10 protein-coding genes are annotated in these 11,953 nt (G+C 71.4%); 3 read left to right on the top strand and 7 right to left on the bottom strand.

Translation table 11 applies throughout. The features are described from left to right. Position 1 precedes the first annotated feature (1 nt). Positions 2-1,102 (bottom strand): 3,4-dihydroxy-2-butanone-4-phosphate synthase, encoded by a 1,101-nt coding sequence (ribB, locus tag GE300_RS00570; protein WP_154443858.1) that lies wholly within the window; start codon positions 1,100-1,102, stop codon positions 2-4. Next, positions 1,099-1,722 carry a riboflavin synthase gene (locus GE300_RS00565; protein WP_154443857.1) on the bottom strand — a complete coding sequence of 208 codons (624 nt, stop codon included), beginning with the start codon at positions 1,720-1,722 and terminating at the stop codon, positions 1,099-1,101. Before GE300_RS00565 ends, ribB begins: the two co-directional genes overlap by 4 nt. Positions 1,723-1,891: 169 nt before the next feature. Here GE300_RS00565 and GE300_RS00560 point away from each other — a divergent pair, with 169 nt between their 5' ends. The 3 genes from GE300_RS00560 (at position 1,892) to GE300_RS00550 (ending at position 6,436) form a co-directional block, all read left to right on the top strand. Beyond that, a complete protein-coding gene (locus GE300_RS00560; RefSeq protein WP_154443855.1) occupies positions 1,892-3,172 on the top strand; it encodes a capsule biosynthesis protein in 1,281 nt (426 codons plus the stop codon). Positions 3,173-3,245: 73 nt separating this feature from the next. Next, positions 3,246-4,391 carry a polysaccharide biosynthesis/export family protein gene (locus GE300_RS00555; RefSeq protein WP_325063043.1) on the top strand — a complete coding sequence of 382 codons (1,146 nt, stop codon included), beginning with the start codon at positions 3,246-3,248 and terminating at the stop codon, positions 4,389-4,391. Then, positions 4,388-6,436: a capsular polysaccharide biosynthesis protein gene (locus GE300_RS00550; protein ID WP_325063042.1), complete on the top strand. Its 2,049-nt coding sequence runs from the start codon at positions 4,388-4,390 to the stop codon at positions 6,434-6,436. Before GE300_RS00555 ends, GE300_RS00550 begins: the two co-directional genes overlap by 4 nt. A gap of 8 nt (positions 6,437-6,444) precedes the next feature. Here the strand turns inward: GE300_RS00550 and GE300_RS00545 are convergent, their stop codons facing one another. The 5 genes from GE300_RS00545 to mreC are packed head-to-tail and all read right to left on the bottom strand — an operon-like array spanning position 6,445 to position 11,923. Then, positions 6,445-7,380 carry a 2-hydroxyacid dehydrogenase gene (locus GE300_RS00545; protein ID WP_154443851.1) on the bottom strand — a complete coding sequence of 312 codons (936 nt, stop codon included), beginning with the start codon at positions 7,378-7,380 and terminating at the stop codon, positions 6,445-6,447. Between the two features lie 16 nt (positions 7,381-7,396). Further along, positions 7,397-8,536, bottom strand: a complete 1,140-nt coding sequence (gene rodA, locus GE300_RS00540) for a rod shape-determining protein RodA (RefSeq protein ID WP_154443849.1) — start codon at positions 8,534-8,536, stop codon at positions 7,397-7,399. Further along, positions 8,533-10,470 carry a penicillin-binding protein 2 gene (gene mrdA, locus GE300_RS00535; protein ID WP_154443847.1) on the bottom strand — a complete coding sequence of 646 codons (1,938 nt, stop codon included), beginning with the start codon at positions 10,468-10,470 and terminating at the stop codon, positions 8,533-8,535. Before mrdA ends, rodA begins: the two co-directional genes overlap by 4 nt. Then, entirely contained in the window at positions 10,467-11,003 is a 537-nt protein-coding gene (locus tag GE300_RS00530) for a hypothetical protein (RefSeq protein ID WP_154443845.1), read from the bottom strand. Before GE300_RS00530 ends, mrdA begins: the two co-directional genes overlap by 4 nt. Beyond that, a complete protein-coding gene (mreC, locus tag GE300_RS00525) occupies positions 11,000-11,923 on the bottom strand; it encodes a rod shape-determining protein MreC (protein ID WP_407647655.1) in 924 nt (307 codons plus the stop codon). The genes GE300_RS00530 and mreC overlap by 4 nt, the downstream gene beginning before the upstream one ends. Between the last annotated feature and the right edge of the window lie 30 nt (positions 11,924-11,953).

Below are 11,953 nucleotides of genomic sequence, written 5' to 3'. Positions count from 1 at the left end.
CTCAGGGAAGCTCGATCCGCCGCGTGCCGGCGATCGACAGCCCGTAGCCCTCCAGGCCGACGACCTTGGGGCTGGGCGAGTTGGTCAGCAGCACCATCTCGTGGATGCCCAGCGAGCCCAGGATCTGCGCCCCCAGCCCGTACTGCCGCAGCGTCTGCGGCGCGCCCTCGTCGCCGAAGTTCAGCTTCATCGACATGTCGCGCAGCAGCACCACGACGCCGCGGCCCTCGGCGGCGATCATCCGCATCGCGTCCGCCAGCTGGTGCGAGCGGCCGGGGCGCATCCCCAGCATGTCCTCCAGCGGGTTGGCGGCGTGCATCCGCACCAGCACCGGCTCGGCGGTCGAGATGTCGCCCTTGGTCAGCACCAGGTGCTCGGCGCCGGCGGTCTCGTCGGTGTAGACGCGCAGCAGCCACTCGCCGCCGTATTCCGATTCCATGTGCTGCACGGCGCTCTCGCGGACCAGGTTGTCGTAGCGGCGGCGATAGGCGATCAGGTCGCTGATCGTGCCGATCCTCAGCCCGTGCAGCTGCGCGAAGGCGATCAGGTCCGGCAGCCGGGCCATCGACCCGTCCTCCTTCATGATCTCGCAGATCACCCCCGACGGGTTCAGCCCCGCCAGCCGGGCGATGTCCACCGCCGCCTCGGTGTGGCCGGCGCGGACCAGCACGCCGCCGTCGCGGGCGCGCAGCGGGAACACATGCCCCGGAGTGGCGATGTCCTGCGGCTTCGACAGCGGGTCGATCGCCACCGAGACGGTGCGCGCCCGGTCGTGTGCCGAGATGCCGGTGGTCACCCCCTCGCGCGCCTCGATCGAGACGGTGAACGCGGTCTCGTGCCGCGACGAGTTCGACGCCGCCATCAGCGGCAGGCCCAGCGCGTCCAGCCGCGCGCCGGGCAGCGAAAGGCAGATCAGCCCGCGGCCGTGGGTGGCCATGAAGTTGATCGCGTCCGGGGTCGCCATCTGCGCCGGGATCACCAGGTCGCCCTCGTTCTCGCGGTCCTCGTGGTCGACCAGGATGAACATGCGCCCGTTGCGCGCGTCCGCGATGATCTCGTCGATGGACGAGATCGCCGCGGCGTAGTTCCCGGTGTCGCTCATGCTCCGCTGCTCCGCATGTCGTCGAGCCGGGCGACGTAGCGCGCCATCGTGTCCACCTCCAGGTTCACGCGGGCGCCCGGCCGCACCGCGCCCCAGGTGGTGTGGGCCTTGGTGTGGGGGATGAAGTTGACGGTGAAGCGCGGCCCGTCGACGTCGTTCACCGTCAGCGAGGTGCCGTCCAGCGCCACCGACCCCTTGGGGGCGATGAACCTCGCCAGGTGCGCGGGCGCCTCGAAGGTCATCACGGTGCTGTCGCCCGAGTCCTCGGCGGACAGCACCTCGGCGGTGCCGTCGACGTGCCCCGAAACGATGTGCCCGCCCAGTTCCTCGCCGACGCGCAGGGCGCGCTCCAGGTTGACGCGGGTGCCGGGGGTCCAGGCGCCCAGCGTGGTCTTCGACAGCGTCTCGGCCGAGATGTCGACGTCGAACCAGTCGCCGGCGATGCCGGGCGCGTCGCCGCTGCCGCGGTCGACCACGGTCAGGCAGACGCCGGCGCAGGCGATCGAGGCGCCCAGCGCGATGCCCCCGGCCGGAAAGGCCGTGATCAGCCGGGCGCGCAGGTCGCCGCGGCCGCTCACCTCCGCGACTTCGCCCACGTCTGTTATGATTCCGGTAAACATCGGGTCCCTATCCTGCTCGCGAGCACCACTGGCGGGATACTGGATGCCCATTCCGTGGGCAAGGGCGACATAATCCCGCCCATCGCGGGCTGTATCGACGGGACACGATTGGAAACCGGATGATTCGTGCTAGAGGATCAAGAAAAACCGATTGGGGCAGGGCGTTAGGATGAGCGACAGGTACTTCCTGTTCTTGCAGGGGCCGCACGGTCCCTTCTTCGGCGACCTGGCGCGGCAGCTGCGGCTGGCCGGGACGCAGGTGCACCGGATCGGGTTCAACGCCGGCGACCAGCACTACTGGCCGCATCGCGACGCCTACACCCCCTTCCTCCGGGATGTCTCGGAATGGGAGGCGGTGCTGAGCGCCTTTCTCGACGTCAACCCGGTGACCGATCTGGTTCTCTACGGCGACACCCGGCCGGTGCACGCCATCGCCCGCCGCGTGGCGCGGCTGCGCGGCCTGTCGGTGCACTGCTTCGAGGAAGGCTACCTGCGCCCCTACTGGGTCACCTACGAACGTGACGGGGTGAACGGCAACTCGCGCCTGATGAACATGCAGGTGTCCGAGATGCGGGCGATGCTGGGGTGCAACCCCGACAAGCTGCCCGAAGCGCCGGCACAGTGGGGCTCGATCTACCATCACATGTGGTACGGCGCGCTGTATCACTGGCGGATCCTGTTCGCGAACCGCCGCTACCGCTGCTTCCGGCCGCACCGGACGATCTCGGTCAAGCGGGAATGGTCGCTCTACATCAAGCGTCTGGCGCTGCTGCCGCTGCACACGCTCGAGCGCCGGGTCGAGACGCGCAAGCTGAAGACCAGCGGCGCGAACTACCACCTCGTGCTGCTGCAGCTGGCGCACGACAGCTCGTTCCGCGATCACTCGGATTTCCAGCACATCTCGGACTTCATCGACCTGTGCTGCAAGGGTTTCGCGCGGGGCGCGCCGCCGCACCACCGGCTGGTGTTCAAGACCCACCCGCTTGAGGACGGGCGCGAGCCGTTGTTCCGGCTGATCATGGCGGCGGCGCGGCGCCACGGCATCGCCGGGCGGGTGCAGATGATCCGCGGCGGCCGCCTGGGCGAGATGCTGGACAACGCCTCCACCGCCGTCACCGTGAACTCCACCGCGGGCCAGCAGGCGCTGTGGCGCGGCCTGCCGCTGCGCGCCTTCGGCCGCTCGGTCTACGACAAGCCGGAACTGGTCTCGCACCAGCCGATCGACGAATTCTTCGCCAATCCGCGGCGGCCGGACCTGGACGCCTACATGGCCTACCGGCAGTTCCTGTTGCAGACCTCGCAGTTTCCCGGCGGCTTCTACACCGCCTCGGGGCGGGCCGACGCGCTGCGCCATGTGATCGACGTGATGCTGGCCGACCGCGATCCCTACCAGTCGGTCGCCTGGCGATCCGAGTCCGCACGGCCACAGTTGCGCACCGAGGCCGGCTGATCCCGGCCGCCCGGCTTTTCCCTGCCCGTCCAATGATCTATGGTCGGGCAAAACAGATCATGAGGCAGCGAGCGTGACACCCCGATACCGCCGGACCGCGGCCCGCGCCGCGGTTCTGGCCTGCGTCGTTTTCGTGGCCGGCTGCAACAGCCTGCCGCGCCCCGGCCCCAGCGCCGAAGAGATCGTCGCCTCCTCGAAACGCGCGGGGGGCGATCTGAACGTCGTGCTGGTCGACGGCGCCGTGGCGCAGCGCGCCTATGTCGATCCGCGCTTCGGCTTCTCGCAAAGCTTCCTGACCCTGCCGGAACTGCGCACCGACGCCTTCAACGCCGGCGACTCGCTGTCCGTCACCGTGTGGGAGAACGTCGACAACGGGTTGCTGGTCGGTACCGGCCAAAAGGTCGCCAACCTGCAGGAGATCCAGGTCGACCAGCGCGGCAACATCTTCGTGCCCTACGCCGGCACGATCAGGGCTGCCGGCGCCACCCCCGACGAGTTGCGCGAACTGATCACCGAGTCGCTGGGCCGCGCCACTCCCGACCCGCAGGTCGAGGTGCGCCGGCTGGCCGGCGACGGCGCGACGATCAACCTGATCGGCGGCGTCTCCGGGCAGGGGGTCTATCCGATCGAGCCCTCGACCAACACGCTGGCGGCGATGCTGGCGCGGGCCGGCGGGGTGACCGCCGACCCCGAGCTTGCCATCGTCACCGTGCGCCGCCGCAGCGGCTCGGGCCGCATCTACCTGCAGGACCTGTACGAGAACCCGGCCAACGACATCGCGCTGCGCGCCGGCGACACCATCATCGTCGAGGAGGACCAGCGCGCCTTCACCGCGCTGGGCGCGACCGGTGCGCAGGCCCGGGTGCCGTTCCCGCGCGCCGACATCAGCGCGATCGACGCGCTGGCCGAGGTCGGCGGGCTGAACGGCAACCTGTCGGATCCGACCGGGGTGTTCGTCTTCCGGCGCGAGATGGCGTCGGTGGCGAACCGCGTCACCGGCCGCAACGACATGGCCGAGGGCGAGCCCTTCGCCTATGTCATCGACCTGACCAGCCCCGGCGGCATCTTCATTGCCAAGGATTTCCAGATCCGCGACGATGACACGATCTACATCACGGAGGCGCCGTTCGTCGCATGGACCAGGGTGCTGGAGGCGACATCGCAGACGCTGAACTTCGCCGCCACGCTGACGCGACTGGGCGACCGGGCGCTGGAGTGAGCACCCGGCTGGCGGCCGCCTACACCGGCGGCTTCCTGCTGAACCGGCGGATCCGGCGGATCCTCGAGTTGTCCGGCTGGCGGCTGGCGCCGCTGGCCGACCCGCGCCGCGCCGACGCGGTGGCGGTCTGGGGCCGGCGCCCGGTGTCGGCGCGCGGGCAGTGGGTGGCGCGGCGCTGGAACAAGCCGCTGCTGAACGTCGAGGACGCGTTCCTGCGCTCGGTGCGCCCGGGCCCGTCGGGCGAGCGCGCGCTGGGCCTGCTGATCGACGATCTGGCGCTGCACTACGATGCCGCGCGACCGTCTCGGCTGGAGCGGATGCTGGCCGAAAGCGCGCTGACGCCGCAGGCCGAGACCCGCGCCCGCGACGGCATCGCCTTCCTGCGCGACGAGGGGCTGTCGAAATACAGCGACTGGTCGCCCGAGGCGCCGGCGCCCGCGCCGGGCTACGTGCTGGTGATCGACCAGACCGCCGGCGACGCCGCCATCGCCCACGCCGGCGCGTCGGCGGAAAGTTTCGCCGCGATGCTGGCCGCCGCCCGCGCCGAGCATCCCGGCGCGCGCCTGCTGCTGCGCACCCATCCGGTCACCGCCGCGGGCCACCGCCGGGGCCACTTCGGCCCCGAGGACCTCGACCAGCGCACCCAGGTCTGTGCCGCGCCGGTGAACCCCTGGACGCTGCTGGCCGGGGCGACGGCGGTCTACTGCGTCTCGTCGCAGCTGGGCTTCGAGGCAATCCTTGCCGGCCACCGGCCCGTGGTCTTCGGACAGCCGTTCTATGCCGGCTGGGGGCTGAGCGACGACCGCATACCGGTCCCGCGCCGCGGTCGCGCGCTGTCGGTCGAGGCGCTGTTCCACGCCGCGCTGATCGACTACCCGGCGTGGTACGACCCGCACCACGACCGGCTTTGTGCCTTCGAGGATGTTGCCCGCGCCCTGGAGGCACAGGCCCGCGCCCGGCGCGAGAACGCGCGGCCGCTGCTCTGCACCGGGATGAAGCCGTGGAAGCACGCGCCGATGCGCGCGTTCCTGCGCGGCGAGGCCGGCCCGCCGGCGTTCGAGAACGACCCGGCCCGCGCCGTCGCCAGGGCGTCCGGCAGCGGCCGCACGCTGCTGCTCTGGGCCGGCAAGGAAACCCCCGAGATCCGCGCCGCGGCCGAGGCCCGCGCGGTGCCGCTGTGGCGCGCCGAGGACGGGTTCCTGCGCTCGGTCGGGCTTGGGGCGCAGCTGCTTCCCGCCGCCTCGCTGGTGATCGACGATCTCGGCATCTATTTCGATCCGACCCGCGAAAGCCGGCTGGAGCGGATCATCGCCGCCTCGGCCGACCTGCCGAGCCACGCCCGCAAGCGGGCCGAGGCGTTGCAGTCGGCGATCGTCGCCGCGCGGCTGACCAAGTACAACGTCGGCAGCGCCGCGCCGCGGTTCCCGTCGAGGCCGGGCCGGCGCCGGGTGCTGGTGCCGGGGCAGGTCGAGGACGACGCCTCGATCCGGCTGGGCACCGGCGCGGTCGGCACCAACCTGGAGTTGCTGCGCCGCGCCCGCGCGCTGTTCCCGGACGACGTGGTGATCTACAAGCCGCACCCGGACATCGAGGCCGGGCTGCGCCAGGGCCTGATCCGCGCGGACGAGATGTCCCGGCTGGCGGATCATGTCGCCCGCGACACCTCGGCGGCGGAGGCGATGGACCAGGCCGACGTGGTGGTGACGATGACCTCGCTGATGGGATTCGAGGCACTGCTGCGCGGGCGCGAGGTTCACTGCTTCGGCACCCCGTTCTACGCCGGCTGGGGGCTGACGCGGGACCACGCGGCGCCATGCCCGCGGCGCGTCGCCCGGCCCGATCTGACCGCGCTGGTGCATGCCGCGCTGATCGCCTATCCGCGCTACTTCGACGCCGAGACCGGGCTGGCCTGCGCCCCCGAGGTGATCCTGTCGCGGCTGTCGGCGCGCGCCGGCTCGGTCAGCCGGCACGCCACCAGGCGGCACAAGCTGGTGGCGGGGCTGCAGTACCGGCTGCGCGGCCTGGCGCCGCTCTGGCGGAACTGATCGCTCGTTCAGTAACCGCGCGCGCGGTCCACCACATGCTCCAGCGGCTCGCCCCGCTCGGCCCGGGAAATGTTGCGCACGATCGCACGCGCCGCGGTCTCGGGCCGCGTGGCCGAGGCGATGTGCGGCGTCACCGTCACCCGCGGATGCGCCCAGAACGGGTGTCCGGGCGGCAGCGGCTCGGTGCGGAACACGTCCAGCGTCGCGTGGCCCACCCGGCCCGAGTCGAGCGCCGCCAGCAGCGCCGGCTCGTCGATCAGGCTGCCGCGGCCGGGGTTTACGATCACCGCCCCGGGCGGCAGCAGCGCCAGCCGCTCGGCGTTCATCAGCCCGTCGGTCTCGGGCGTGGCGGGCAGCAGCAGTACCAGGATCTGCGCCCCGGACAGCACTTGCGCCAGCGCCTCGACGCCGTGCCGGCAATCGACGCCGTCCACCGCGCGCGGCGCGCGGCTCCAGCCGGTCACCGGAAAGCCCAGCCCGGCCAGCGCCCGCGCGCAGGTGGTGCCCAGCGCGCCAAGGCCCAGCACGGCGACCGGCCGGTGGCGCGCCAGCGGCGCCGGCCGGTCGCCGCGCCAGACGCCGTCCTGGCCGGTGATGTGCGCATCCATCCCGAGGTGGTGCCGCAGCACGTGGCCGGTGACCCATTCGCGCATGCCCTCGGTCAGGCCGGGATCGACCATCCGGGTCAGCGGCTGGGTCAGGGTGCGGTTGCCGACGATGGTCTCGACCCCGGCCCACAGGCTCAGCACCGCGCGGGTGTTGGTGAACGGGGTGAAGTCGCGCAGCCCGCTGGCGGGCGCATAGACGATGTAGTCGATCGCCGCCGGATCGGGCGCGTCGAACACCAGCTCGGCGGCCACGCCTGCCTCGGCGAAGCCGGCGGTCAGTTCGCGGGCATAACTCTCGCGTGCACTGTCGGCGCCGGCGTAGAGGACTTTCGGCATGAAGGCTCCGTTGCGGTCAGCGGGGGCGGTGGACGTGCGCGCTCTGGATCAGGCCGAAGGCCGCCAGCAGCACCAGCATCGCCGAGCCGCCATAGCTGACCAGCGGCAGCGGCACGCCGACCACCGGGATCAGCCCCATCACCATCGCCATGTTCACCGCGAAGAAGAAGAAGAAGGTGGCGGCGATGCCCGTGGTCAGCAGCGCGCCGAACCGGTCGCGGTTGCGCAGTGCCGAGATCAGCGCGAAGATCACCACCAGCGCGTACAGCCCCAGCAGCGTCACCGAGCCGACAAAGCCGAACTCCTCGGCCAAGGTGGTGAAGATGAAGTCGGTGTGCTTTTCCGGCAGGAAGTTCAGCCGCGTCTGCGTGCCCTCCATGAAACCGCGCCCGGCCAGCCCGCCCGAGCCCAGCGCGATCTTCGACTGGATGATGTTATAGCCCGCGCCCAGCGGGTCCTGGCCGGGGTCGAGGAAGGTGTCGATCCGGCGGTACTGGTAGTCCTTCAACAGCTGCCACGCGGTGCCCCGGCTCTGCATCACCAGCGTCACCAGCCCGACGCCGGCGCCGATCGCGGCGGCGAAATACCAGATCGACACGCCGGCGACGAACATCACCACCGCCGCGCCCGCCGCCAGCAGGATCGCGGTGCCGAGGTCGGGCTGCATCAGCACCAGGCCCATCGGGATCAGCGTCAGCACGATCGGCGGCAGCAGCCACTGCGGGCGCGAGACCTTCTCGGGCGGCAGCCAGTCGTAATACAGCGCCAGCACGATCACCAGTGCCACCTTCATCGGCTCGGACGGCTGCAGGCGCATGAAACCGATGTCGAGCCAGCGCTGCGCGCCCATGCCGACAGTGCCGAAGAAGTCGACGAACACCAGCAGCAGCAGTCCGCCGACATAGATCAGCGGCGCCACCGAGCGCCAGAACCGGATGTGCACCAACCCCACCGCCAGCATCAGCACCACGCCGATGCCGAACCGCACCATCTGCCGGCTGGCCCAGGGGTCGAACGAGCCGTCGGCCACCGAATAGAGCATCAGGAACCCGGCTGCCGAGATCGCAGTCAGCAGCACCACCAGCGCCCAGTTCATGTGCAGCAGCTTCGTCAGCCCGGTGGGGGTCTGGCGTTGCGAGCGGTCGAGGAAGGTCATGCGCGGTCGCTGCCTCCCTCCGGCCGCTCGGGGCCCTGCGGCTGCGGCTCCTCGGCGCGGCGGCGCTCGATCTCGTCGCGCTCTCCGGGCGGATAGGCCGCCAGCGGCGGCACCGGGCCGTAGAGCGCGCGCATCATGATGTCGCGCGCGACCGGCGCTGCGGCGGACGAGCCGCCGCCGCCGTGTTCGACCACCGTCGCCACCGCATAGCGCGGGTTGTTGTAGGGGGCGTAGCAGACGAACAGCCCGTGATCGCGCCGGTTCCAGGGCAGGTCCTCGTTGCGGACGACGCCGCGGGCGCGTTCCTCGACGGTGATGTTGCGCACCTGACTGGTGCCGGTCTTGCCGGCCATCTCGTTCTCGGGGTCGGCGATGCGGGCCTTGTAGGCGGTGCCGCGCCGGTTGTTGACCACCTGATACATGCCGTCGCGCACGAACGACAGCGCGGTGCTCCCGAGACCCAGGTCCGGGGCTTCGCCGGGATCGACCGGGCGGCCGTCGACGGCGCGGATCAGCGTCGGCACGACCGCGCGGCCGGTGGCGATGCGCGCCGTCATCACCGCCAGCTGCAGCGGCGAGGCCAGCACGTAGCCCTGGCCGATGCCGGCGTTCAGGGTGTCGCCGATGCGCCAGGCGTCGCCGTACTTGGCCTGCTTCCACGCCCCGGTGGGGGTCAGCCCGGCGGTGATCGCGGGCAGCGGCAACTCGTGCGGGATGCCGACGCCCAGCCGGTTCGCCATCGCCGAGATCCGCTCGACCCCGACCTCGCGCGCGGTGTCGTAATAGTACACGTCGCAGGACTGCTCCAGGCCGACCTGCAGGTTGACATGGCCGTGCCCGCCGCGCTTCCAGCAGTGGAACCGCCGGTTGCCCAGCTGGTAGTAGCCGGGGCACCAGACCGTGCGCTTGCTGTCGAGCACCCCGGCCTCGAGTGCCGCCAGCGCGACCGCCATCTTGTAGGTCGAGCCCGGCGGGTAGGCGCCCGACACCGCCTTGTTGGACAGCGGCCGGAAGGGATCGTTCAGCAGCGTGTTCCAGTTGTCGTAGTTGATCCCGAAGACGAAGGCGTTGGGATCGAAACCGGGTGCCGAGGCCGAGGCCAGGATCCCCCCTGTGCGCACGTCCATCACCACCGTCGCGGCGCTTTCGCCGGCCATCCGCTCCAGCGCATAGGCCTGCAGTTCGCTGTCGAGGGTCAGGTGCAGGTCGCGCCCCGGCGTGCCCTCGCGACGGTCCAGCTCGCGCATGACGCGGCCCAGCGCGTTGACCTCGATCCGGCTGGCCCCGGCCGAGCCGCGCAGCGCCTGTTCCTCGCGCACCTCGATCCCGGTCTTGCCGATCTGGAAGTCCGGGATCTGCAGCAGCGGGTCGCGGTCCTCGGCATGCTCCAGGTCGCGCTCGCTGACCGGGCCGACATAGCCGACGACGTGCGCGCCGACATCCTGCTGCGGATAATGCCGGGTCAGCCCGACCTCGGGCAGCACGCCGGGCAGCGCCGGGGCGTTGCCGGCGACGCGCGCGATCTCCTCCCAGCTCAGGCGCTCGGTGACGGTGACCGGCACGAAGGCCGCGCGGCGCGCGACCTCCTTCAGCACCTTCTCGCGGCGGTCGTCGGACAGCGGGATCAGCCGCGCCAGCTTGTCCAGCACGGCGGCCACGTCGCCGGCCTGCTCGCGGATGATGACCACGCGATAGTTCTGCCGGTTCTCCGCCAGCGCGATGCCGTTGCGATCCAGGATCAGGCCGCGGGCGGGCGCCAGCAGCCGGATGTTCATCCGGTTCTCCTCGGCCAGCATCCGGTAGCGGTCGGCCTCCTGGACCTGCAACTGCCGCATCCGTGCGCCCAGCCCCGCGACCACCGCCAGCTGCGCGCCCATCAGCACCAGCCCGCGGCGGGTCATCCGGACCTGCATGTTGATCGTCGGTCTTCTCATGCCACCCGTCCCAGCCGTCGCGAGCGTTCGGCGGGCTTGGGCGCCCGCACGCGCAGCACATAATGCAGCACCAGCGCGACCACAGGATAGACCGCCGCGGTGGTGGCGAAAAGCTGCACCGTGATGCCGCCGGCAGGGCGCTCGACCAGCGCCAGCGCCAGCACCACCGACTGGCCGATCAGGCCCAGCGCCAGCAGCGCGGTGAAGGCCGCCCATTCGAACGGGAACGGACGGTTGCGCAACGCTTCGCGCTGCGCCGACATGCCCTCGAGCAGCAGCAGGCTGATCAGCGCCCACAGCCCGACCGGCCGGTCCTGGATCAGGTCCGCCAGCAGCAGGATCGGGGCGACCAGCAGCAGCGGCAGGTTCTCGGGCTGGCGCACCGCCCAGGCGGCGGCCAGCGCCAGCAGCAGGTCGGGATGCACCATGTGCTCGGCCCGCAGCTGCAGCGGCAGCAGCTGCACCAGGATCACCGCGACGGCGATCGCCGCAAACAGCAGCATCTGCAGCGGCGAGGGCGCGCGCGCGCTCATTCCGCCGCCTCGGCGGTCTCGTCGCGGCCGGCGCCGGCCTGGGGCCGCAGGCCCGGCGGCGCCGGCGGGCCGATCAGCTCGCCGGTGCCGGGGATCGCCTCGGTCGGCGTCTGGCGCAGCACGCGGATGAATTCCAGGCTGCCGTAGTCCGCCGCCAGCCGCGCCCGCAACCGGCCGGCGCGGTCCAGCGCCACCGTGCCGACCAGCAGGTCGGCCGGAAAGATGCCGCCGTCGCCCGAGGTGACGATGCGGTCGCCGGGGCGTACGTCCTCGACGTCCTCGACGAATTCCAACAGCGGCGCGCTGGTGTTGTTGCCGGTGATCAGGGCGCGCTGCCCCGAGGGCTGGACCACCGCCGGCACCCGGCTGTTGATGTCGGTCAGCAGGATGATCCGTGCGGTGCGCTCGCCGACGCCCGACACGCGCCCCACCAGCCCCAGCCCGTCGACCGCGGCCGAGCCGTCGGCGACGCCGTCGATCCGGCCGATGTTCAGCAGCGCCGACTGCCGGAACGGGCTGCCGCTGTCGGCCAGAACCTCGCCGGTGATGAAGCCGATGCGCGGGCTCAGTCGGACGTTGTTCAGCGCCCGCAGCCGGGCGTTCTTCTCTTCCAGCTGCAGCGCCGCCTCGCGCCAGCCCTTCATCCGCTGCAGCTCGCGGCGCAGCTCGCGGTTCTGCTCGTAGACCCGGTCCAGCGTCTCGTATTCCGAGATGATCCGGGTCAGCGTCGTCACCGGGCTGATGGTGAACTCGAAGCTGGGCAGCAGCCGGTCCATCAGCGCCATGCGCAGGCTCTCGACGCGGGGATTGTCGATGCGCCACAGCAGGAACAGCGCCAGGAACAGCAGGCAGATGCCCGCCAGCAGCACGCGGCGGACCGAGCGCCACATCGCCGAGGCTTCGTCGTTCCCGCGTGACACGCCCGTCTGCTCCCTCCAAACGGAACGGCA

Origin of the sequence: Halovulum marinum, assembly GCF_009697225.1 — a bacterium.
Taxonomy (GTDB): Bacteria; Pseudomonadota; Alphaproteobacteria; order Rhodobacterales; family Rhodobacteraceae; genus Halovulum; species Halovulum marinum.
This window is presented reverse-complemented; position numbering and strand designations above follow the sequence as displayed.